The 21,449-nt window shown below is 68.9% G+C and carries 20 protein-coding genes; 6 read left to right on the plus strand and 14 right to left on the minus strand.

Going from position 1 to position 21,449, the window contains the following annotated elements; all coding sequences use genetic code 11:
• Positions 1-16: 16 nt before the first annotated feature.
• The gene (locus tag E0H50_RS14970; protein ID WP_131288462.1) at positions 17-1,159 is read right to left on the minus strand and encodes an epoxide hydrolase family protein; all 1,143 of its coding nucleotides are present in this window, start codon (positions 1,157-1,159) and stop codon (positions 17-19) included.
• A 62-nt stretch (positions 1,160-1,221) separates the two neighbouring features.
• Between E0H50_RS14970 and E0H50_RS14975 the strand changes: the two genes are divergently transcribed.
• Both E0H50_RS14975 and E0H50_RS14980 read left to right on the plus strand, forming a co-directional pair.
• Positions 1,222-2,166, plus strand: a complete 945-nt coding sequence (locus E0H50_RS14975; protein WP_131288464.1) for a helix-turn-helix transcriptional regulator — start codon at positions 1,222-1,224, stop codon at positions 2,164-2,166.
• A 27-nt stretch (positions 2,167-2,193) separates the two neighbouring features.
• On the plus strand, positions 2,194-3,030 hold the full coding sequence (locus tag E0H50_RS14980) for an alpha/beta fold hydrolase (protein ID WP_131288466.1): 837 nt from the start codon (positions 2,194-2,196) through the stop codon (positions 3,028-3,030).
• Here the strand turns inward: E0H50_RS14980 and E0H50_RS14985 are convergent.
• The 6 genes from E0H50_RS14985 to E0H50_RS15010 all read right to left on the minus strand — a co-directional run bounded on the left by E0H50_RS14985 (position 3,023) and on the right by E0H50_RS15010 (position 11,978).
• Entirely contained in the window at positions 3,023-4,648 is a 1,626-nt protein-coding gene (locus E0H50_RS14985) for a phospholipase C (protein WP_131288468.1), read from the minus strand. The two genes, E0H50_RS14980 and E0H50_RS14985, sit on opposite strands and share 8 nt — an antisense overlap.
• A 20-nt stretch (positions 4,649-4,668) precedes the next feature.
• Complete coding sequence (gene efeB / locus E0H50_RS14990; protein WP_131288470.1) at positions 4,669-5,868, minus strand: iron uptake transporter deferrochelatase/peroxidase subunit; 1,200 nt, start codon at positions 5,866-5,868, stop codon at positions 4,669-4,671.
• A complete protein-coding gene (locus tag E0H50_RS14995) occupies positions 5,865-6,947 on the minus strand; it encodes an EfeM/EfeO family lipoprotein (RefSeq protein WP_131288472.1) in 1,083 nt (360 codons plus the stop codon). Before E0H50_RS14995 ends, efeB begins: the two co-directional genes overlap by 4 nt.
• Before the next feature lie 171 nt (positions 6,948-7,118).
• Positions 7,119-8,027 (minus strand): ribonuclease Z, encoded by a 909-nt coding sequence (locus tag E0H50_RS15000; RefSeq protein ID WP_131288474.1) that lies wholly within the window; start codon positions 8,025-8,027, stop codon positions 7,119-7,121.
• Positions 8,020-8,994 carry a pyridoxal-phosphate dependent enzyme gene (locus E0H50_RS15005; RefSeq protein ID WP_131288476.1) on the minus strand — a complete coding sequence of 325 codons (975 nt, stop codon included), beginning with the start codon at positions 8,992-8,994 and terminating at the stop codon, positions 8,020-8,022. The genes E0H50_RS15000 and E0H50_RS15005 overlap by 8 nt, the downstream gene beginning before the upstream one ends.
• Entirely contained in the window at positions 8,991-11,978 is a 2,988-nt protein-coding gene (locus E0H50_RS15010) for a glycine--tRNA ligase (RefSeq protein ID WP_165547143.1), read from the minus strand. The genes E0H50_RS15005 and E0H50_RS15010 overlap by 4 nt, the downstream gene beginning before the upstream one ends.
• 363 nt (positions 11,979-12,341) lie before the next feature.
• On the opposite strand from E0H50_RS15010, the gene E0H50_RS44505 reads away from it, so the two are divergent.
• Together E0H50_RS44505 and E0H50_RS15020 are read left to right on the plus strand one after the other, a co-directional pair.
• On the plus strand, positions 12,342-12,527 hold the full coding sequence (locus E0H50_RS44505; RefSeq protein ID WP_420323246.1) for a class I SAM-dependent methyltransferase: 186 nt from the start codon (positions 12,342-12,344) through the stop codon (positions 12,525-12,527).
• 171 nt (positions 12,528-12,698) lie between these two features.
• Positions 12,699-13,955: an RNA polymerase sigma factor gene (locus tag E0H50_RS15020; protein ID WP_131288480.1), complete on the plus strand. Its 1,257-nt coding sequence runs from the start codon at positions 12,699-12,701 to the stop codon at positions 13,953-13,955.
• Positions 13,956-13,962: 7 nt separating this feature from the next.
• Here the strand turns inward: E0H50_RS15020 and E0H50_RS15025 are convergent, their stop codons facing one another.
• Positions 13,963-14,301 (minus strand): DUF3618 domain-containing protein, encoded by a 339-nt coding sequence (locus E0H50_RS15025; protein WP_131288481.1) that lies wholly within the window; start codon positions 14,299-14,301, stop codon positions 13,963-13,965.
• Positions 14,298-14,738: a phage holin family protein gene (locus E0H50_RS15030; RefSeq protein WP_202868143.1), complete on the minus strand. Its 441-nt coding sequence runs from the start codon at positions 14,736-14,738 to the stop codon at positions 14,298-14,300. The genes E0H50_RS15025 and E0H50_RS15030 overlap by 4 nt, the downstream gene beginning before the upstream one ends.
• A gap of 155 nt (positions 14,739-14,893) precedes the next feature.
• Between E0H50_RS15030 and E0H50_RS15035 the strand changes: the two genes are divergently transcribed.
• On the plus strand, positions 14,894-15,676 hold the full coding sequence (locus E0H50_RS15035; RefSeq protein ID WP_131288483.1) for an alpha/beta fold hydrolase: 783 nt from the start codon (positions 14,894-14,896) through the stop codon (positions 15,674-15,676).
• Positions 15,677-15,772: 96 nt separating this feature from the next.
• Here E0H50_RS15035 and E0H50_RS15040 read toward each other — a convergent pair whose 3' ends face one another.
• The 5 genes from E0H50_RS15040 to E0H50_RS15060 form a co-directional block, all read right to left on the minus strand.
• Positions 15,773-16,399 carry a superoxide dismutase gene (locus tag E0H50_RS15040; RefSeq protein ID WP_131288485.1) on the minus strand — a complete coding sequence of 209 codons (627 nt, stop codon included), beginning with the start codon at positions 16,397-16,399 and terminating at the stop codon, positions 15,773-15,775.
• Between the two features lie 230 nt (positions 16,400-16,629).
• On the minus strand, positions 16,630-17,445 hold the full coding sequence (locus E0H50_RS15045; protein WP_131288487.1) for an alpha/beta fold hydrolase: 816 nt from the start codon (positions 17,443-17,445) through the stop codon (positions 16,630-16,632).
• 36 nt (positions 17,446-17,481) lie between these two features.
• Positions 17,482-17,859: a YciI family protein gene (locus E0H50_RS15050; protein ID WP_131288489.1), complete on the minus strand. Its 378-nt coding sequence runs from the start codon at positions 17,857-17,859 to the stop codon at positions 17,482-17,484.
• Between the two features lie 137 nt (positions 17,860-17,996).
• Complete coding sequence (locus E0H50_RS15055; protein WP_238150972.1) at positions 17,997-19,463, minus strand: LCP family protein; 1,467 nt, start codon at positions 19,461-19,463, stop codon at positions 17,997-17,999.
• Positions 19,464-19,597: 134 nt separating this feature from the next.
• Positions 19,598-20,272: an SDR family NAD(P)-dependent oxidoreductase gene (locus E0H50_RS15060; RefSeq protein WP_202868144.1), complete on the minus strand. Its 675-nt coding sequence runs from the start codon at positions 20,270-20,272 to the stop codon at positions 19,598-19,600.
• A gap of 43 nt (positions 20,273-20,315) precedes the next feature.
• On the opposite strand from E0H50_RS15060, the gene E0H50_RS15065 reads away from it, so the two are divergent.
• Positions 20,316-21,275 carry an NAD-dependent epimerase/dehydratase family protein gene (locus E0H50_RS15065; RefSeq protein ID WP_131288491.1) on the plus strand — a complete coding sequence of 320 codons (960 nt, stop codon included), beginning with the start codon at positions 20,316-20,318 and terminating at the stop codon, positions 21,273-21,275.
• The last annotated feature ends 174 nt before the right edge of the window (positions 21,276-21,449 follow it).

Genomic DNA, 21,449 nt, shown 5'->3' on the forward strand with positions numbered 1-21,449 from the left:
TGGGCGGAGGGGGGAGTTATCCGCGGAGGTCGTGGAAGAACTCTCGTACGTCGTTGACCAGGAGTTCCGGCGCTTCGAGGGCGGCGAAGTGGCCGCCGTGGTCCACCTCGGTCCAGCGGGTGATGGTGTTCGAGGTTTCGCAGTAGCGGCGGATCGCCACGTCGTGGGCCATCGCGAGGACGGCTGTCGGGACGCCGGAGTTCGGGCGCGGGGTCCAGTCGCGCGGTTGCGCGTAGCCGATGTAGGCGGCCGATCCGCCGGTCCCGGTCAGCCAGTACATCATCACGTTCGTGAGCAGCCGGTCCTTGCTGATGATTGCCTCCGGCAAGGTCTCGGCCGGGTACGTCCAGGCCTTGAACTTGTCCATGATCCAGGCCAGTTGCGCCACCGGCGAGTCGACCAGGCCGTAGCCCAGCGTCTGCGGCCGGGTCGACTGGATCGAGATGTAGCCGAACTCCTCCTGCATGAACCGAGCGATCCGCGCCACCTTGTCCTGCTCCAGCGGCGTCAGCGTCCGCAGTTCCTCGTCGGACATCTGCAGCGGCGGCAGGTTCGTCCCACCGTTCGTATGTACGCCGACGACGTGCGAAGGAGCGGCCCGCCCGACCTCAGGTGACACCGATCCGCCCAGATCCCCGCCCTGTACGCCGTACCGCTCGTACCCGAGCTCGCTCATCAGCGCCGCCCACACCCGCCCGATCCGCGGGAACGTCCAGTCGTCGTCCGCCGTAGGCCCGGAGAACCCGAACCCGGGCAGCGCCGGGATCACCACATGGAACGCGTCCGCGGCCTGCCCGCCGCAAGCGACCGGGTCGGTCAGCGGCCCGATCAGGTCGAGGAACTCGACGATCGACCCGGGCCAGCCGTGCGTCAGCATCAGCGGCAGCGCGTCCGGTTCCGCGGACCTGACGTGGATGAAGTGGATCCGCTGCCCCTCGATCTCGGCGGTGAACTGCGGGTAGGAATTCAGCTCCTTCTCGGCGGCGCGCCAGTCGTACGACGTACGCCAGTACTCGACCAGCGACGAAAGCCAGGAGACCGGTACGCCGGTGTTCCAGTCGTCACCGGGAAGCGGTGCGGGAAGCCGGGTGCTCGCCAGCTTGGCGGCGAGTTCGTCGAGCGTGCTCTGCGGGATGTCGATGCTGAACGGCTTGATCATGTCTCTACTGTCCCAACCGGTTAGGACACCTTCAGTCCTAACCAGATGGCAAACTGAGAAACATGATCGAGACCTCGGCACGACTGCTGAAGCTCCTCTCCCTGTTGCAGCAGCCCAAGGAGTGGAGCGGCACCGCCCTGGCCGATGAGCTCGGCGTCGGGGTGAGGACGGTACGGCGGGACGTCGACAAGCTGCGCAACCTCGGCTACCCCGTCGACGCCGTCCCGGGTGTCGCCGGCTACCGCCTCGGCGCCGGCGCCGCACTCCCCCCGCTGCTGCTCGACGACGAAGAGGCGGTCGCAGTGGCGGTCGGGTTGCGCGCTGCCGCGACGGGCACCGTGGCGGGCACCGAGGAGTCGTCGGTACGAGCGCTCACCAAGCTCGAGCAGGTCCTGCCGTCCCGCCTGCGCTACCGGATCGAGCTGCTGCAACAGATCGCCGTGACGCCCGCGGGCGGTCCGTCCGTGCAACCCGACGTACTGCTCGCCGTCGCCGCGGTGTGCCGCGACCACCTGCGGCTCAGGTTCGACTACCGCAACCACGACGGTACGGCGTCCACGCGCACGACGGAGCCGCACCGTCTGGTGCACACCGGGCGACGCTGGTACCTGGTCGCCTGGGATCTCGATCGCGACGATTGGCGGACGTTCCGGCTCGACCGCCTGGAGCCGCGCATCCCGACCGGACCGCGCTTCACACCGCGCGAGGTGCCCGACCTGGCCACGACGACGCGCGGAGTTGCCTCCGGCGCCTATCGCCATCAGGCCCGCGTCCTGGTGCACGCGCCCGCCGAGCAGGTGGCCGACCGCTACGGCCCGCACGTCGCGGCCGTGACGCCGATCGACGAGACGACCACGCTGGTCGAGACCGGCGCGGACTCGCTCGAGCACCTCGCGCTCTACCTCGGCGTACTAGGCCTGCCCTTCGAGGTGCAGTCACCGCCGGAGCTGGTCGATTGCATCCGCGAGCTCACGACGCGCCTGGCGGCGGCGATTCCAGCGTCCTGACGGCGTCCTGACAGGTACCGTTCAACCATGCAGGATCGGTACGTCGAGACCGTGCTGGGCCGGATCCGGTTGCGCGTCGACGGGCGCGTCGACCGATCGGGGCCCGCGATGCTGTTCTGGCCGAGCCTGTTGATGGACGGCACGCTGTGGTCCGCCCAGGCCGCGCATTTCGCCGACCGTTTCCAGGTGGTCCTGGTCGATCCGCCCGGGCACGGCGGCAGTGGTCCGCTGGCCGGGCCGTTCACGTTCGAGCAGTGCGCCGAGGTGATCCTGGCGATCATCGACGACCTACAGGTCGAGCGGGTGCACCTGATCGGCAACAGCTGGGGCGGCATGATCGGCGGTACCTTCGCGGCACTGCATCCGGACCGGATCGGCATCGCCGTCCTGATGAACGCCACCGCGTCGCCGGCGGGCCGACGGCAACGATTCGAGTACGGCGTACTACTGGCCGCGGCGCAGCTCCTCGGCGGGATCCGCGGACCGCTCACCGGGCCGGTCCGCGACGCCTTCCTCGGCCCGACGGCGAAACGCGAGAAGCCCGAGGTCGTTGCCACGGTCAACGAACTTGCGCGCAAGGTGGACATCAGTTCGGGGCGGCACGCCGTCGCCAGCGTGGTACCGCGAAGGCCTGACCAGCGGGCGCTCTTCGGCACGATCCGGACGCCGGTTCTGGTGGTCGCCGGCGCGGAGGACGCCACCTTCCCGGTCGCGGAGACCGAGGAGATGGCGGATTCCATCCCCGGCGCGCGCTTCGTCGTACTCGAACAGTCGGCGCATCTGGCGGCGCTGGAGTCGCCGAAGGAAGTGAATGCCCTGATCGACGATTTCCTCGCCGACCAGGGCGCGTGGGGCCTTAGCTGACGACGGCCCCGGTCTTCGGGTCCAGGATCAGCTTCTGCTTGCTCGGCCGCCAGAAGTCGAACATGCCGGTCAGGCTGCCGGCCCGCTGGTCGAACGAGTGGTCACCGATCCGGCCGGTCCGCCAGTTGTCCTCGATGAACTTCAGGATCGAGGTCTGGTCGGTCAGCGAGTGGTCGACGTAGTTGGTCTTCGCGTACGGCGAGACCACCAGCAGCGGCAGGCGCGGGCCGTAGCCGCAGCGGTCGGCGTAACCACCGGCCACCGGGGTATGACCGCACAGCGCCGACTGGTCCAGTGCGGCGTCCTGGGACCCGTTCACTGTCGGGGGCTTCACGTGGTCGTACCAGCCGTCGGAGTCGTCGTACGCCAGCACGACCGCGGTCGAGGACCACTCCTTCGACTTCTGCAGCTGGTTGAGCTCCTTGACGATGAACGCCTGCTCGTCCAGCGGGTCGGAGTACCCGGCGTGGCCGTCCTGGTACTCACCGGCCTTCAGGAAGCTGACCGCCGGCAGGTTGTTGGCCGCCAAGGCCGCGTCGAAGTCCGACGTGTCGTACTGGTGGTTCGCCTGATCGGTGTGACCGATGGCGGCGACCGATGTCGGAGCCAGGTGCTTCGGGTTCGCAGTCGACTTGTAGTACTGGAACGGCTCGTGGTGCGGGCTGTAGTCGTTCGCCGCGATGCCGCCGACGTTCGGGTGCGACGCGCCGCAGACGGCCTTGCCGTTCGCGGTGCCGGTCGGCTTGAAGCCACCCTGGAACCAGCCCCAGGTGACGTTGCGCTGGTTGAGCAGGTCGCCGATGTTCTGCCCGTGCATCCCGGCCAGGTTGTTCGTGGACTTGCCGTTGTTGTTCGAGCAGTCGTCGTAGATCGGGTCGGGGTCGTTGGTGATCGTCCCGATGCCGTTCGCGTCCGGCGACTGTACGACGTACGCGTCGGTGGTGGGCTGCCCCGTCTTCGGGTCGTAGGCCTGGCCGCCGTGGGTCTGCCCGGAGACCAGGTTCAGCGCGCCCGGGGTCGACGGGCCGTAGACCGTGCCGAACGAGTTGTCGCTCATCGCGTAGTGCTGGGCGTAGTTCCACAGCCCGGTGACGGTATTGCCGTCGTAGTAGTCCATCACCAGACCCGGCTCGCCGAACAGCACCGGCTGCCCGGTGCACTTGTCGGTCTCGGTGTTCTCGACGAACTTGTCCAGCTTGCCGCCGTTGACGGCCTTCTGCTCCGGCCCGTAGCCGTGGTTCTGGTCGCAGGTCAGCGCCTGCGACGGCGCCAACCGCTTCGGGTTGTACGCGTTCGGGTTGTCCGTCAGCAGCTTCTTCGACAGACCGTTCACCTTGGGCGTGTGCCGGGCAGCTGTGAACGGCGTACCGTCCGCGTTGGTCGCGTTCGGGTAGGTCCCGAAGTAGTGGTCGAACGAGATGTTCTCGCCGAAGATCACCACCAGGTGCTGGATCGGGGTGGTCGTTCGTGCCGGGTGGTACGAAGCGGCGTCGGCCGCCGTGAACGCCGCACCGGCGTTGGTCACCTGCTGGGTAGCGCCGGGGGCGCCACAGGCGGCCAGCAACAAGCCCGTCGCAGCCGCAACGGCTGTGGCAGCGACAGGAAGTCTTGCGCGCATGCCTTCTCCTCCTGAATAACTCATCCGAGCAACGACCGGGCGAAGTGGTCGTTGCCGTCCCGAACACCGGGAAGCACGAAGAAATAGCCGCCGCCGACCGGCCGGACGTAGTCGACGAGAGGCTCGTCGGCCAGCCTGGTCTGCACGGCCTCGAACTGCCGGGCGATGTCCTGCTGGTAGGCGCAGAACAACAGCCCCATGTCCAGGTCACCGACCGCGTCGGTGCCCTTGTCGTAGTTGTAGCCGCGGCGCAGGAACTGGCTGGCCGCGGTGTCCGCGGTGCGCGGGTTCGCCTTGCGGATATGGCTGGTCAGCGGAATCGCCCCGCCGGTCGGATCGGCCGGGTAGTTCGGGAGGTCGGTCTCGCTGCTGCCGTCGAGCGGCGCACCGGTGTCCCGGCGCCGGCCGAACATGTTCTCTTGCTCGCCGACCGACACGCGGTCCCAGAACTCGACCAGCATCCGGATCTGGCGCAGCACCTGATAGCTGCCGCCCTCGGTCCAGGCCGGCTCACCGTTTCCCTTGCCGACCCACACGAGCTTGTCGTGGTCGGCCGGCGCCGGCTTGACGATGCCGTCCTTGAAACCCATCAGGTTGCGCGGTGCACCGGCTGGGCGCGGCTGGCTCTGGAAGCCGTCGACCCGCCAGCGCAACTGCATCGCGCCACGGGTGTGCCGGGCCAGATCCCGGAGTGCATGCAGGACGGTGTCGGTCTCCGACGCGCACAACTGCAGGCTCAGGTCCCCGTGGCACAGGCTGGCGTCCAGGCTGTCGTTCGGGAACTCCTTCATCGCGGTCAGCTTCGCCGGTCTGCGACCCTTCAGACCGTACCGCTCGTCGAACAGCGACGCCCCGACGCCGACGGTGACCGTCAGGTCGTCACCCGGCATGTCCGGTCCGAGTACGCCGGAATCGGCCGGCGGGGCTGTGATGCCCAGGGGCGGCAGGGCACCGCCCGTGGTCAGGAGTCGCGCCCGGTCGGTCAGGGTTTTGAACAGGTCGGTGAGCTCATTCTTGCCCTCGGCAATCACGTCGAACGACGCGAAGATCGCCTGCTTCGGCTGATCGGTGGTGATCCCGGCCTGGTGGAAGCCGTGAAAGGGCACGGCCGTCGGCGTCGTCGCCGCAGCGGCCTGCCCGGTCGCGACCGCAGCAACTGCGGCTGCACCGGCTCCCGCGAGGGCGCCGCGAAGAAAGGAGCGGCGGCCGACGTCACTCATGAACCCCTCCGGACTTCGCAGATCGCGGCGATCGGGGCGAGCTTCTCCAGTAGCTCGCCGACGGCGCCGTTGAGCTGTTCCCGCGTGGTCGGGTCGAGCTGGTCGACTGGGGTGTTCTGGTGCGCGGCGAGCAGCGTGCGGACGCGGCTCTCCCACTTCAGCACCTCGGGCAGGTCGGGGTAGCGCGGCTTGAGGACCGGGTCGAGGATGGCCAGCACGTTCGCCGTACCGTTCAGGTTCGCCAGCGCGGTGTTCAGCGCCGTACCGCTGCCTTGGTCGTTCTCGCCGGTCAGCTCGAGCTGCAGGGCGTTCTCCATGATCTCGTGCGCACGCAGCCCGAGATCATTCGGATCCACCTGCTCGTTGGGCAGATCTTTCTGCAGGCCGCGGACCGAGGCCGCCAACTGATCCGCGACCGGCTTCAGACCTGAGCCCTTGTGCCACAGGCCCTTCTCCAGCGCATGGAATCCATTGGCGGGCCCATCGATCATGTCGGCGAAGTCCCCGAACGCGTCGTACGCTGCGCCCAGCGAGTTGTACGCCAGGTGCGCAGGCAACCAGTCCGCGCGAGCGGCATCCAGGTCGCCGGCATCCACGTCAGCACGCAGCTTGTCCGTCTTGACCGCCAAATCGGCGACACCACGAGCAACCCCGGCCTGATACTTCTTCACCAACGGCAGCAGCTCGTTCTTGGTGACGGGTACGACGGCAGCACCGCCCTGCCCAGCACCCGCGACTGTGACCGTCGGACCGGTGATCGCGTCGGTGTCCTCGATCAGGCAGCGGATCGCGTACTGTCCCGCGCCGAGCTGCACGTCCATCGATGCGCTCGCGTTCGGGCCCAGGCCCTCAACCTCGCCGTACACCTTCTTGCTGCGGACCTCGACCAGGTCGACCTCGGCGGCCGCGTCGCCGGTGTTGTGGACGACGAGCGTCTGGCGGCCGGTCTTGGCGTCGGTCCATCCCTGTCCGCATTGACTCCGGGACACGGTGATCCCGGACGGGTCGCCGGTCGCGTCGGCGGAATCCTCCCAGGGCCGCCAGACCGTGACTCCCACCGCCGCGCTCAGAACGACCATTGCGACAGCCGCCGGCACTGGACGGGGTGTGCGCACGACGGGTCGCTCCTGAGGATCGGCAATTTACATTCGCCGGCAATGCTAATCCTGGGAATGCCTTGCCCAGCACGGGTTCGGCCTGGTTTGCCGGTCCGTTCACGTACTGTTCGTCCGCTACGCCTGGCGGTTCGGTCAGCGGCGAGCCGGAACTGAGAGCCGGCTGAGATCGGAGGCCACCACGATCTCGCCGGAGAACTCCGCCGCGGCCTCCTCGTGGAAGCGTTCCGGCTCCAGATAACGCTGCGAGAAGTGGGTGAGGACGAGTTTGCGCACACCGCATTCGGCCGCGACCCGCGCCGCCTGGCGCGCGGTCAGGTGGCCGAAGCGCCGGGCGAGTTCGGATTCGGACGACAGGTACGTCGACTCGATGACGAGCAGGTCGGCGCCGTCGGCGAGGCGCAGCACGTTCTCGCACAGGCGGGTGTCCATGATGAACGCGAACCGCTGCCCTGGCCTCGGCTCGCTGACGTCGTCCACGTGCACGAGGCGATCGCCAAGGTCGAGCGATCCGGCCCGTTGCAGCCGGCCGACGTCAGGCCCGGTCACGCCGTACGCCGCAAGCTTGTCCGGGAGCATCCGGCGTCCGTCGGGCTCGATCAACTGGTACCCGAACGTCTCGATCGGGTGCTCCAGGCGGCGCGCCCACAGCTGGCCGAACGACCCGACGGACAGCAGCCCGTCCTCCTCCACCGGCTCCTCGAGCAGCTCGGCCCGCTCGAAGAACGACGCGGCGTACCGCAGTCGTGCGAAGTACGTCTGCCCCGACGCCGGATAGTGCGCCCGCACCGGATGCGGTACGTCGTCCAGCGACAACCGCTGCACGATGCCGGGCACTCCGAGACAGTGATCGCCGTGGAAGTGCGTGACGCACAACCGCGTGATCGCCCGGGCCGCGAGCCCGGCGTAGATCATCTGCCGTTGCGTCCCCTCACCGGGATCGAACAGGAACCCCTCGTCGTCCCAGCGCAGGAAGTACCCGTTCTGCGTACGTTCCCGCGACGGCACCTGACTGCCGGTCCCGAGCACGACGAGCTCACGCAAGCGCGGCTACCAGGGTGGACGACGACATGTTGCCGCCGCAGGACACGACCGCGACGCGCTTGCCGGCCAGTTCGGTACGCCGTTCGCGCGCGGCCGCGAAGGCCAGCGCGGCCGAGCCTTCGATCAGCTGGTGCTCGGTGTCGATCACCGTCCGGAGCGCGTCCCGGATCGCGTCCTCCTCGACGAGCACCCAGTCGTCGACGAGTTCACGGCACAGCTCGAACGTGATGCTCCCCGGCTCGACGCTGCCCGCCGTACCGTCCGACAACGTCTGCCCGGCGTCGACCTGCACGATCTCACCGGCCCGTACCGAGGCCGCCATCGCGTCGTCGACGGCCGGCTGCGCGCCGTACACGCGGATCCCGGGCAGGTGTTTCTTGAGCACCGCGGCGACCCCGCTGATCAGCCCGCCGCCACCGACCGCCACCACGACCGCGTCGAGCGGCGCACCGGCCAACTGCTCGACGATCTCCACGCCGACCGTCCCCTGCCCGGCGATGATGTCCGGGTCGTTGTACGGCGGGACGTACGTCAGCCCGTGCTCCGCGGCGTACGCCCGGGCCTTGATCTCGAGGACGCCGGTGTCGTTGCCCTCGGCCCGTAGTTCGAGACCGAACCGGCGCAGGGCCGCGACCTTGCCCGGTGCGGCGTTCTCGGGCAGGTAGACGATGCCGTGGCCTCCGAGGGTCGCGAGCGCGTTGCCGACCCCTAGCCCGTGGTTACCGGTCGACGCGGTGACCACGCCCGCGGCACGTTCCGCATCGGTGAGCGTCAGCACCTTCGCGAGCGCGCCGCGAGCCTTGAACGAACCGGTGCGCTGCTGGTGCTCACATTTCACCAGCACCTCAACGCCGAGCTCCTCGCTGAACGCGTCGTACCGCACGAACGCCGTCGGCCGCAGATGCTCTCGCAGGCGGGGCGCCAGTCGCTCCGCCTGCTCGGCAACGTCCGCCGGTCGCACGCTCATTCCGCTGGGCTCAGGCTGGTGCCCAGCGCCTGCCAGTCCAGCACCGGCGCCGCGAGCTTGCTGATGGTTGCCAGCAGCCCCAACCGGGCGGCGCGGATCTCGGGCTCCTTCGCCATCACGAGGATCTCGTCGAAGAACGCGTTCACCGGCTCGATCAGGACCGAGGCGGTGGAGACGAAGTCGCCGAGCCCTGTCGGCGCCTGCCCGATCTTCTGCACCGCCTCGTGCAGCACGACCTCGGCGGGCTCGGTGAGCTTGCCGGCGTCGTACTCCGCCTCGGTGCCTTCCGGAACGATCCGGCGAACACGCTGCAGAACCGCAACCAGGTCGGCGAAATCGCTGTTGCCGACCAGGCCCTGCAGGGCGGTCAGCGTCTCGTCCGCCACCACCGGAGCAGTTGCCAACGGCAACACGGCGGCGACCTGGAGGTGGTCGTCACCACGGTCGATCAGCTGCTGCTCGTACCGCCGTACGGTGAACTCGACTACCTCACCCAACGACTCCACGGGAATGTCGATGCCCTGGGCACTGATCTCCGCGGCGGCTGCCTGCAGACCTGTTTCGAGGGTGATCGCTCGCAGCTCCGGGTGCTCGCGCAGGATCGCGACGACACCGGCAGCGGCCCGGCGCAGCGCGAACGGGTCGGAGCTTCCGGTCGGCTTCGCGCCGATCCCGAACAGCCCGGCCAGCAGATCGAACCGGTCGGCGAGCGCCAGCAGCGCGCCCGGCGTGGTGGACGGGACCGGATCACCGGCCGACCGCGGCAGTTCCATGTCGTACAGGGCCTGGGCGACGGCCTCGGTCTCACCGGCGCGCTTGGCGTACTCGCGAGCCATCGTGCCGGCCAGGCTGGTCAGCTCGACCACCATCTGCGAACCCAGGTCGAACTTCGCGAGCTCGGCGGCCCGCTGCAGGGTCGTCAGGTCGTCACCGTCGAGATCGACCACAGCGCCCAGCTTCAGCGCGATCCGCCCGATCCGGCCGGCCCGGTCCGCCATCGAACCGAGCTTCTCCTCGAAGGCGAGCTTCTCCAGCTCGCTCTTCATCGACTCGAGCGGCGTCTCCAGGTCGGCCCGCCAGAAGAACGCGGCGTCCTCGTACCGCGCCCGCAGCACGCCCTCGTTGCCGGCCCGCACCAGGTCCTCGTCGACCGAACCGTTGGCCACGGCAACGAAATGCGGCAGCAGCTTGCCGTCGCCGTCGCGGACCGGCAGGTAGCGCTGGTGCTTGCGCATGACCGTCGTAAGGATCTCGCTCGGCAGGTCCAGGTAGTCGGCCGCGAACCCGCCCAGGATCGGGGTCGGCTCCTCGATCAGGTTGACGATCTGGTCGACCAGCGCGGACTCGCCCTCGACGTCCACCACGCCGTTCACGGTGGCGGACAGCTCGGCCGCGGCCTCGATGATCGTCGCGCGCCGACGGGCCGGGTCGGCCTCGATGCCGTGGATCCGGAGCAGGTCCAGGTAGCCCTCGGCCGACGCGATCTCGACCTTCGGCTGCGCCGCGGTCCGGTGCACCCGCGTCGTCCGGCCGGCGGCGAGGCTCGAGACGGAGACCGGGACGATCTCGTCGCCGAGCAGCGCGACCAGCCAGCGGATCGGGCGGGTGAACGACAGCTTGGCATCGTTCCACCGCATGTTCTTGTCCGAACGGAGCCCCGCGACGATCTCGCTCAGGACGCCGCTCAGCACCTCGGCCGCGCCGCGACCCGGGTCCGGCTTGGTCACCGCGACGTACTCGACGCCGTCGACGTCCAGGTCGTGCAGCTCGGACGGCTCCACCTTCTGGCCGCGGGCGAAACCGGCGGCGGCCTTGGTCAGGTTGCCGTCGGCGTCGTACGCGGCCGCCTTCTTCGGCCCGCGCACCACCCGCTCGGCATCCGGCTCACCGGCCTGGACCGAGGCGACAAAAGCCACCACGCGACGCGGCGTCGCGTACGTCGTGATCGCGCCGTGCTCGAGCCGGGTCGCGGCCAGCTTCTCCTCCAGCGCCGCCTGCACCGCCGCGGCCGTCTTCGTGACCTCGGACGGCGGCATCTCCTCGGTGCCGATCTCGAAGGTCAGCTGCCGGGTCCCCGTGCTCGCCGGGAACTCGGTCGGCTCGTCGGCGGCCGGCGGCAGCTCGGCGAGACCCAGCGGGTGCTGCAGCTCCTCGCGGCGCTCGGCCCACAGCCGCGAGACCTCGCGGGCCAGGGTCCGCATCCGGCCGAACGCCTTGGCGCGTTCCGTCGTACTGACGGCGCCGCGGGCGTCGAGGACATTGAACGTGTGCGAGCACCGCAGCACCTGGATGTGCGCCGGCACCGGGAGGCGGTCGTCGATCATCCGGCGGGCCTCGTTCGCGTACTCCTCGAACAAACGCTTCTGTGATTCCACGTCCGCGTCGTCGAGGTAGTACCTGCTCATCTCGTACTCCGCCTGGCCGAACGCCTCGCCGTACGAAATGCCCGGCGCGTAGGCGATGTCCTTGAAGTGCGAGACGCCCTGCAGCGCCATCATGATCCGCTCGATGCCGTAGGTGATCTCCACCGACACCGGGTCGAGTGTCATCCCGCCCGCTTGCTGGAAGTAGGTGAACTGGGTGATCTCCAGACCGTCCAGCCAGACCTCCCAGCCAAGACCCCAGGACCCGGTCGCCGGGTTCGCCCAGTTGTCCTCGACGAACCGCACGTCGTGCGCGTCGATGTCGATCCCGAGCGCGGACAGGCTGTCCAGGAACAGCTCCTGCGGGTTGCCCGGGTCCGGCTTGAGCACCACCTGGAACTGGGTGTGCGTCTGCAGCCGGTTCGGGTTCTCGCCGTAGCGGCTGTCGTCCGGCCGCACGCTCGGCTCGACGTACGCCACCCGCCACGGCTCCGGACCGAGCACCCGCAGGATGGTCGCGGGGTTCAGCGTTCCGGCCCCGACCTCGGTGTTGAACGGCTGCACAACCATGCAGCCCCGGTCGGTCCAGTACTTCGTGAGCGCGAGCAGCGCGTCCTGCATGGTGAGCACAGCAAACCTCAAGCCATCTTTCGGGGGGTTTCCGGAGCGAGTCTATTAGGGCGCGCCCTACAGTGGTGCGGTGACCTCGCCGGTCACCACCATCGACGACTCCAGTTCCGCGGATCGGGCCCTGCGCCTGATCAGACGCGGCTCGGCCCTCCACTGGGAGGGCGATTTCCAGAACGCCAAACAGCTCCTCGCCGCAACTCGTTGCTGGTTCCGCTCATCGACCACCAGCTCCGGCTCCGCGGCGTCTACGTACCGACCAGATCGGAGTACGCCGACCTCGTCGCCGACTGCCCGTTGCCGCGAGCGGACACCGCGTTCGACATCGGCACCGGGACCGGACTACTCACGGCGATCCTGTCCAGGCGAGACATTCGCCGAATAGTTGCTACCGACAACAATCCGCGAGCGATCGCGTGCGCCCGCGCGAATCTCCAGCGGTTACAGGTGGACGTCACTGTCGTCGAGCCCGCCTTGTTCCCGCCGGGGCGCGCGGGGAGGTGTGGCGGATCCTGTCCGACCTGGCCGAGCGGCTCGGGCTAGGCAGGAGGGTGAGCCGCTGGAGCAAAGATGCGGGATGGCGGGTCGCGGACCTGCAGCACTCACCAAACCTGCCTGCGGCCCTTTCCGAGCCGCAGTTGAGCGTGGCGCGGCGGGATTCGCCCCGCTTGGTGAGTGCTGCATGTCCGCCTCGTCCGCGTCTACTATCGGCGGGTGACGGTTACGGATGCGCACGGGGCGGTCGACGCGGTCTGGAGGATCGAGTCGGCGCGGATCATCGCGGGCGTCGCGCGGATCGTGCGGGATGTCGGGCTCGCGGAGGAGCTCGCGCAGGACGCGCTGGTGGCCGCGCTGGAACAGTGGCCCGAGTCCGGCGTACCGAACAATCCGGGCGCCTGGCTGATGGCGATCGCGAAGCGGCGGGCGATCGACCTGATCCGGCGCAAGGACACGTACCAGCGCAAGCTCGCCGAGATGGGCCACGAGCTGGAGATCGACGGCGACAGCGTCGAGGACGACGTGGAGGCCATCCTCGAGGACCACATCGAGGACGACCTGCTCCGGCTGGTGTTCACGGCCTGTCACCCGGTGCTCACCATGGACGCGCGCGTGACGTTGACGCTGAAACTGCTCGGCGGCCTCAAGACCGACGAGATCGCCCGCGCGTTCCTCGCCCCGGAGGCGACGATCGCGCAGCGCATCGTCCGCGCCAAACGCAACCTCGCGAAGGCCGGCGTCGAGTTCGAGGTGCCGTCCGGGCCGGAGCTCCTGGAGCGGACTTCGTCGGTGCTCGAGGTCGTCTACCTGATCTACAACGAGGGGTACTCCGCGACCGCCGGCGACGACTGGATGCGGCCGGCGCTGTGCAACGAGGCGATGCGCCTGGGCCGGCTGATCGTCGAGCTGATGCCGACGGAACCCGAAGTACTCGGCCTGCTGGCGCTGATGGAACTGCAGTCGTCCCGCGCGAACGCACGCGTCGGGAGCGACGGCGAGCCGGTGCTGCTCCTCGACCAGGACCGCCGGCGCTGGGACCGGCTCCTGATCCGCCGCGGTCTCGAAGGCATCGAACGCGCCTGGGCCCTGGAGAAACCACCCGGCCCGTACCTCCTGCAGGCCGCGATCGCCGCCTGTCACGCCCGCGCGGCCGACCCAGAGGACACCGACTGGGCCCGGATCGCCGGCCTGTACGCCGTTCTCGCGCAGGTCACCCCGTCACCGGTGATCGAGCTGAACCAGGCCGTCGCGATCTCGATGGCGTTCGGCCCGGAACGTGGGTTGGCAGCGGTCGATCTGCTGGCGGACGAGCCGTCGCTGAAGGACTACCACCTGCTGCCGAGCGTGCGCGGCGACCTGCTGTTCAAGCTCGGCCGGCTGGACGAGGCCCGCGCCGAGTTCGAGAAGGCCGCCGCCCTGACCCGCAACGAACGCGAACGCAAACTCCTCCTGGAACGCGCCGCCGCCTGCTGATTTCTCCCTACTTGTGCCGACGGGCCAGCCAGGTCATGGCGCCGGCAACGAGTACGACGGCTCCGCCGATGGCGGCTGCGGCCTTCGGGTGGCGCTTGCCCGTCGCGGGCAGTTCCTTCATCGCGCCAGGTACCTGCTTCATCTTGTCGCCGGTCTGGCCGGCGACGTCCGACATCCGGTGGCCCGCACTCGACGCCGTCTCCTTCATCCGATGCGGCACATTGAGCCGCCGGGTGAGTTCCTGCACGGTGTCGGCGAGATGCTGCCTGGTGTGGTCGAGGTCCTCGCGCAGCGTCTCGCTGTCGGTCATCGGCTCACGATGCGCGGCGTTCTTCGTGGTGCTCATGCGATGGTCTTCCCTTCCGGCTGGTGTCCCTTGAGGGCTTCCAGGTCCTCGTGCACGCCGTCGACGGCACGTTGCGGAACGGGCGGGGTGGCACGGGTGACGTGCCGCTTGCCGAGCAGAGCGGCGACGGCCGCGACCGCGAACACGACCGCGGCGACGATCAGCGCCGACAACCAGGCCGGCAACGCGGTCGCGAGCCCGAGGATCGCCGCGGCGATCAGGACGCCCACGCCGTACAGCGCGAGCGTGCTGGCCCCACCGAACAACCCGGCGCCGACCCCGGCCTCCTTGCCCTTCTCCTTCAACTCGGCCTTGGCGAGCTGCACCTCGTCACGGACCAGCTGACTGAGGTCGCTGGTTACCTCACTCACCAGGCCGCCGATGTTCTGACCGTTCGGTCCAGCCTCACGCCGGACCATCTCCGGACGCGCCGTCATGACCGCCTCCCGTTCTCGGTTGCGCACCCGGTACCCAGACGGACCGGCCGTCACGCAGCGCATCGCCTCAGATGTGATCTGCGTCACACGATGTCGAGTGGTCGGCCACCATTCGACGCAGTGGTGAGATCGTCACCCACCAGGAGGAACCCACCATGAACACCGTCGTATCGAAGGACGGCACCACCATCGCCTACGACCGGCGCGGGAACGGGCCGGCGCTCGTTCTCGTCGACGGCGCGCTCTGTTCCCGCGCACAGGGTCCGATGCCCGACCTCGCCGAGGCGCTCGCGGACCGTTTCACCGTCTACAACTACGACCGGCGCGGGCGCGGCGACTCCGGCGACGCGGGCGAGTACGCGGTCGAGCGGGAGATCGAGGACCTCGCCGCGGTGATCGAGGCGGCCGGTGGGTCGGCGTACGTCTATGGCTCGTCGTCCGGCGCGGCACTGTCGCTGCGGGCAACGGCAGCCGGGGTGCCGATCGAGAAGCTGGTCGCGTTCGAGCCGCCGTACGTCGTCGACGACAGCCGCAAACAGATCCCGCGGACCTGGATCGCGGACCTGCAGGCCCTCGAGCCGGGTGACGCGATCAAGTACTTCTTCACGAAGGGGATCGGGCTGCCCGGGATCTTCGTCACGATGATGAAGCTGATGCCGGCCTGGAAACCGATGAAGGCGGTCGCGCACACCCTGCCGTACGACGCGCAGATGCTCGGGCAGAACTGCTTCGGCGAGCCGATGGACACCGAACAGTGGGCGCCGATCGAGCGGCCGGTGCTGGTGGTGAACGGCGGCAAGAGCCCGGGATGGATGAAGGCGTCGACGCGGGCGCTCGCGGCGGCGGTACCGGGCGCCGGGCACACCGAAGTACCTGGTCAGAACCACATGATCAAATCCGCGGCGATTGCCCCGGTGATCGCGGACTTCTGTCGGTGACGGATCGCCAGGCCATCACAATCGCGCCCGCCGGCCCCGCGTGAGCGGGACGCCGGCGGGCGCGATGAATTGTGATGGCCTGGGCGTCCGCGTTGGTCAGGCGCCGGTGATGAGCGCGCCGGAGCCGGTGCGGGCGGCGTCGAAGCGAGCCTGGGCATCGGCCCAGTTCACGACGTTCCACCACGCCTTGACGTAGTCGGGCTTCACGTTCTTGTACTGCAGGTAGAACGCGTGCTCCCACATGTCCAGCATCGCGATCGGGATCTGCCCGGCCGGCAGGTTGCCCTGCTGGTCGTAGAGCTGGTGGATCAGCAGCTGGCCGCCGAGGGCGTCCCAGCCGAGGATCGCCCAGCCGGAGCCCTGGATCGTGGTGGCGCTCGCGGTGAAGTTGGCCTGGAACGCGTCGAACGAGCCGAAGAACTCGTCGATCGCCGCACCCAGCTCGCCGTCCGGCTTGTCGCCGCCGTCCGGCGACAGGTTCTTCCAGAAGATCGAGTGGTTGACGTGTCCACCGAGGTTGAAGGCGAGCGTCTTCTCCAGCCCGACGATCGCGCCGAAGTCACCCTTGTCGCGGGCCTCGGCCAGCTTGTCGAGGGTGTCGTTCAGACCCTTCACGTAGGTCGCGTGGTGCTTGTCGTGGTGCAGCTCCATGATCTCGCCGGCGATGCTCGGCGCCAGTGCGCCGTAGTCGTAGGGGAGGTCGGGAAGCGTGTACGTGGTCAACTCTGCTCCTTCGTCAGGGCCCCGCGAGGGCCGATATCTGCGATGTCCGTTGGCAGCGACACCAGCTTGAAACTTCAACCACGGTTGAGGTCAAGTAGCCACGCGGGCGACGCGGCATCCCGACCAGTGCCCGGCACGACCGCAATCACACCCCTGCGCACCCACCGGACACCACCAGCTTCACATACTCCGCCAGACAACCCACGACCGAGTCTCACCTCAGCCAGAAGCTACACACTCGGGTGGAAACCCACCTCGGCCAGCTGAGCACGGAGCGCCTTCGCGAACGCCTCCGGATGGTCGACGAAACCGGTGTGGTCACCCGGGAACCGGGTCGGCTCGATACCGAGCCGCTCGGCGAGCGCGGTGGACGTCCGGTCGCAGAGCTGACCGGTGGACTCCTCGCCGATTCCGACCACGATGTCGACAGCGCGCAGCTTGCCGACGTCCGGGAGCCAGGTGATGGACTCACGCATCTCGTGGCCGAACCAGAACCGCTCGGTCGCCTCCTGCTCGGGGTCGCGCTCGCCGCCGAACATCATCTCGACGACCTCGTCCGGCAGTTGGATGTTCGCGAGCGCGAAGAACTGCTTCCAGGCACCGGTCACGTCACCGGCCAGATAGTCGGCCATCAGCTTCTCCGACTTCGCGAGCAGCTCGTCCGCGTCCGGGAGCAGCCGGTCGAGCGGCGGCTCGTGGGCGATCACCGTACGGACGACGTCCGGGTGCCCCTGCGCCAGTGCGAGCGCGCTGACCGCTCCCCCACTGGAGCCCAGTACGACGGCCGGCCCCGCGTCGACGTACCGGATCAGCGCGGCCAGGTCATCGGCCCGCTGCTCGGGCCGCGACGTACCACCCGGCTCGAGCTTGCTCCGCTTCACCCCGCGCGGATCGGTCGTCAGCACGGTGTAGACGGCCGCCAACAGATCAGCCAGCGGCGCGAACGCATCGGCATCCATCGGAGCGCCGACCAGGACCAGCAGCGGCCCTGATCCACGCACCTCGTAGTACAGCTCCGCCTCAGAAACCTTCAGTGTGTTGTTCATGGCAGTACCACGAACGGCACTCCGGGGAATGGACAGTCAGCTCGCGAAGACGTCCGAGTCGGGTCCGAAGTCGGCTTCCTCGACGACGCGGCGTACCTCGACCTCGTTGCCGAGGGCCTCGGCGAGGCGGGCGGCCCATTCGATCGCTTCGTCGCGGTTGCGGACCTCGACGACGATCACGCCGCCGATCAGTTCCTTGGTCTCGGCGAACGGGCCGTCGGTGACGGTGCGCTTGCCGGCGTCGACCTTCACCCGCGCGCCGAGCGAGCTGCGGTGCACACCCTCCGCGAACAGCAGTACGCCGGCCTTCGACAGGTCCTCGACCACACGGCCGACACCTTCGGCCACCTCCTGCGGCGGGAAGTTCCCGGCCTCGCTGTCGGCGTCGGCCTTGTTGATGATCATGTAGCGCATCGCTGATGCTCCCTCGTCGTGTCGGTCGATCACTTACTCTCACGTCGAGCGGGGCATCGCCAGATCGACACCCTGATCTCAGAACATTTCCCTGGTCAGCTCGTACAGCCTGCCCGACGGAACAGTGTCCGCTCGGCCTAGTTCGGTTGGTCGCCGGATGGGTTGTAGGCGCAGGCGTCGGCGAGGTTCTGGACCGGGCCGGGGGGTGCGGTGGTGGTCGTGGTGGTCGGCTTGCGGGTGGTGGCCGGCGTGGCGGGGGTGGTTGGCGTGGGGGTTGGGGCCGGGGTGGATTCGAGGGCGTTCTCGACGGTGTCGCGGAGGGCCTGGTAGTCGGGGTGCAGGTACTTCAGGCGCAGCTTGTCGGAGTCGAGCGTGACGTTCGAGACCGTTCCCGACTTCACCTTCAGCGCCAGCTGCACCATCGCGGGCAGCAGCTCCTGCGGGATATCGGTCCGCAGCAGGTGCCGGCCGGCGCGGGCGATCGCTTTGTACTTCGTGACGAGGGTCTGCGGATCCGCCGCGTCGACGATGCTCTTGATCACGCACCGCTGCCGGACCTGCCGCTGGTCGTCGTCGGCGCCGTACCGCCCGCGGGCGAACCACAGCGCGTGCCGCCCGTCGAGGTGCTGGTTCGCACCCGGCTCGATCCACTCCTTCGGCGGGATGTGCGAGCTGCTCACGCCGCCCATCGCGACCCGCTCGTTCACATTCACCCGGATCCCGCCGAGCGCGTCGACGATCTCCGGGAAGCTCTGCAGGTTGACCTGCAGGTAGTAGTCGAGCTTCAGGCCGATCGCCTCACCGACGGACTGTTTCAGCACGTCGGCGCCCTCGTTGTCGGACGGTCCGAGGATGCCGGGATGCGCGTCCGGGACGTTCTGGTACATCGCGGTCAGCATCCACTCCAGCCGCCCGTCGAGGCTGAGCCCTTCCTTGCCGAAACCGTTCGGGTAGTACTTGCGCAGCGGCGAATCCGCCGGGAACGGCATGAACGTCAGGTTCCGCGGCAAGGAGACCAGCGCCGTGTTCCCGGTCTTGGTGTCGATGCTCGCGACGATCACCGTGTCGGTCCGCACGCCCTCGCGGCTCGGCGCGTCGTCCCCGCCGAGCAGCAGCAGGTTCAGCCGCTGCTTGTCCTCCCACGGGTCCTTGACGTTGACCGTCGACGGCCGGGTCGCGCTCTTGCTCTCGCCCTGCGACTGGAACACGTCCTGCACCAGCGACCGCTGCGCCAGCACACTCTGGACGCCGATCGCCGCCGGCGCCGCGATCGCGAAACACAGCAGCCCGACGAACGACGCGCCGAAGGCCCGTCCGCCGGCCCCGCCCGTTGCCGGGCGCAACGACCGGTGCGAGGCCACGACCACCACGATCCAGCAGAACGCGACCGCGCCGATCACCACCGACGTCATCAGCAGCCGGCTCGGTACGACGGCGGCCGCGAGTACCTCCTCGCGCCGGGTCAGCCCGACGTACACCCCGAGCCCGACCAGGCCGAGGAAGAGCGTGAGCACGAACGCACCGAGCCGCCGGCGCCCGCCGACGATCAAACCGAGTCCTGGAACGAGTGCGCCCAACAGGGTGAACCCCAGCAACTTCGGCATCGACCGCGGCCGCCTCGCCGTCGCGCGTGCACTCCCCATTGACACCCCTGTCGGCCCCGTTGTCCCCTGATGCAAGTGTGCGTCAAGTACCCGCGCTCTTACCTCTTCAGACGTGTTACAGGGTCAATCGGTTGTCAAACGGTCAGATGAGCGCCGTTGAAACCTTCGAGTTCGACGAGGCTCCGGACCACGGCGGCGATCCGGTCCGGCGGGGTCCACTTGCTGGTGTCCGCGTTCGGCATCGCGGAGCGGTTCGCGGGGGTGTCGATGGTGCCGGGCAGGATGGTGTTCACCCGGATGCCGTCGCGTGCGTACTCCGCGTGCAGCGCGTCGGCGAACGCGATCACCCCGGCCTTCGCGGTGATGTACCCGGCCGCCCCGGAGAACGGGCGGAGCGCGGCACCGCTCGACGTACAGACGATCGCTCCACCACCGCCGGCGAGCAGATGCGGCAGGACCCCCTGGGTGATCAGGTACGTCGGACGCAGGTTCAGCCGGAGCTGCTTCTCGAAGTCCTCGATCGGCGTCTCGTGTACCCGGGAACCGGACGCGAACCCGCCGACGAGGTTGACCAGGGCGGTCAGCGGGGCGTTCTCGTCCGAGGTGGCGAGCGCGACGACGTCCGCCGTACCGGCCGGGTCGAAGGGGTCGGCGATCACCGGGTTGAGCGCGGGGTCGGCGCCGAGGCGAGCAAGGGACTCCTCGGACCGGCCGGGTACGACGACGCGCCAGCCGGCCCGCAGGAACTCGGCCGTCACCGCGACCCCCAGCGCGCCGGTGCCACCGGCAACCACCACAGTCTTGGTCATAATCGCGAGCCTAATCGGATCCCGCAGACTAAGTTGCTCGGTTGTGCGGATTCTGATGCTGGGTGGGAACGGATTTGTCGGGCGCGCGATCGTGGACGACGCGCTGGCGCAGGGGTACGAGGTCACGTCGTTCAGTCGCGGACGCAGCGGTTCGCCGCTGCCGGACGAGGTGACTCGGCTGGTCGGGGACCGGGAGTCCGGCGACTACGAGGCGCTGCGGACCGGTGAATGGGACGCGGTCGTCGACACGAGCGGCTTCCGGACGCGGGACGTCGATCAGGCAATGGACGTCCTCGGGGACCGGGTCGGGCGGTACGTGTTCATCTCGAGCCACGCCGTCTACGTCCGCGACCTGCCGGCCGGGACCGACGAGACCGCACCCCGGCGCGAGCCGCTGCGCGACGCCGACGTACTCACGAACGACACGTACGGTCCCTGCAAGGTCGCGTGCGAGGACGACGTCGTCGAGCGGTACGGCGATCGCGCGACGATCGTCCGCCCCGGTCGCGTGACGGGCCCCGGCGATTCGTCCGGTACGGCGCTCTACTGGATCCGGCGCGGCGCCCGCGGCGGACGGGTCGCGCTCCCGACCAAGCCCGAGGCTCCGCTGCAGCTGGTCGACAGCCGCGACGTCGCCGGCCTGATCACCCGACTCGTCGCGGACGATCGCGCCGGCGCTTACAACGCGATCGGCCCCGACTCGACGATCGCCGAACTGATCCGCACCGCGGCCGAGCTGGCCGGCAGCACCGTCGACATCGTCCCGGTCCCGTTCGACGCCGTACCTCGGCGCTTTCCCTTGATGGACCCCGAGTCCGAGTGGGGCGAACGCCGCCGCAACCCGGCCAAAGCCCGTGCGGCCGGCATGCCTGTCACGCCGTTGCGCACAACCGTCGACGACGTCCTCCGCTGGGACCACGACCGAGGCGCCCCACCCCTCACCATCGGCCTCACCCCCGACGCCGAAACCGCCCTGCTCACCCGCCCCAATTTGCCTGGCTGACCCACCAATTTGCCTGGCTGACCCACCAACTCCGGGGTTCTGCACCGCGGTTCCGGGTGCAGAACCCCTCACTTCCCTGGCTGACCCACCAATTTGCCTGGCTGACCCACCAACTCCGGGGTTCTGCACCGCGGTTCCGGGTGCAGAACCCCTCACTTCCCTGGCTGACCCACC

Source organism: Kribbella sindirgiensis (genome assembly GCF_004331435.1).
GTDB classification, from domain to species: domain Bacteria; phylum Actinomycetota; class Actinomycetes; order Propionibacteriales; family Kribbellaceae; genus Kribbella; species Kribbella sindirgiensis.

Excerpts from the sequence above, each read along its gene's own strand:
- E0H50_RS15055 (WP_238150972.1), bottom strand. The coding sequence starts at position 19,463 with ATGCCGAAGTTGCTGGGGTTCACCCTGTTGGGCGCACTCGTTCCAGGA.
- E0H50_RS14970 (WP_131288462.1), bottom strand. The coding sequence starts at position 1,159 with ATGATCAAGCCGTTCAGCATCGACATCCCGCAGAGCACGCTCGACGAA.
- E0H50_RS15005 (WP_131288476.1), bottom strand. The coding sequence starts at position 8,994 with ATGAGCGTGCGACCGGCGGACGTTGCCGAGCAGGCGGAGCGACTGGCG.
- efeB (WP_131288470.1), bottom strand. The coding sequence starts at position 5,868 with ATGAGTGACGTCGGCCGCCGCTCCTTTCTTCGCGGCGCCCTCGCGGGA.
- E0H50_RS15030 (WP_202868143.1), bottom strand. The coding sequence starts at position 14,738 with ATGACGGCGCGTCCGGAGATGGTCCGGCGTGAGGCTGGACCGAACGGT.
- E0H50_RS14985 (WP_131288468.1), bottom strand. The coding sequence starts at position 4,648 with ATGCGCGCAAGACTTCCTGTCGCTGCCACAGCCGTTGCGGCTGCGACG.
- E0H50_RS15045 (WP_131288487.1), bottom strand. The coding sequence starts at position 17,445 with ATGAACAACACACTGAAGGTTTCTGAGGCGGAGCTGTACTACGAGGTG.
- E0H50_RS15050 (WP_131288489.1), bottom strand. The coding sequence starts at position 17,859 with ATGCGCTACATGATCATCAACAAGGCCGACGCCGACAGCGAGGCCGGG.
- E0H50_RS15010 (WP_165547143.1), bottom strand. The coding sequence starts at position 11,978 with ATGCAGGACGCGCTGCTCGCGCTCACGAAGTACTGGACCGACCGGGGC.
- E0H50_RS14975 (WP_131288464.1), top strand. The coding sequence starts at position 1,222 with ATGATCGAGACCTCGGCACGACTGCTGAAGCTCCTCTCCCTGTTGCAG.
- E0H50_RS15060 (WP_202868144.1), bottom strand. The coding sequence starts at position 20,272 with ATGACCAAGACTGTGGTGGTTGCCGGTGGCACCGGCGCGCTGGGGGTC.
- E0H50_RS15035 (WP_131288483.1), top strand. The coding sequence starts at position 14,894 with ATGAACACCGTCGTATCGAAGGACGGCACCACCATCGCCTACGACCGG.
- E0H50_RS14980 (WP_131288466.1), top strand. The coding sequence starts at position 2,194 with ATGCAGGATCGGTACGTCGAGACCGTGCTGGGCCGGATCCGGTTGCGC.
- E0H50_RS14995 (WP_131288472.1), bottom strand. The coding sequence starts at position 6,947 with ATGGTCGTTCTGAGCGCGGCGGTGGGAGTCACGGTCTGGCGGCCCTGG.
- E0H50_RS15025 (WP_131288481.1), bottom strand. The coding sequence starts at position 14,301 with ATGAGCACCACGAAGAACGCCGCGCATCGTGAGCCGATGACCGACAGC.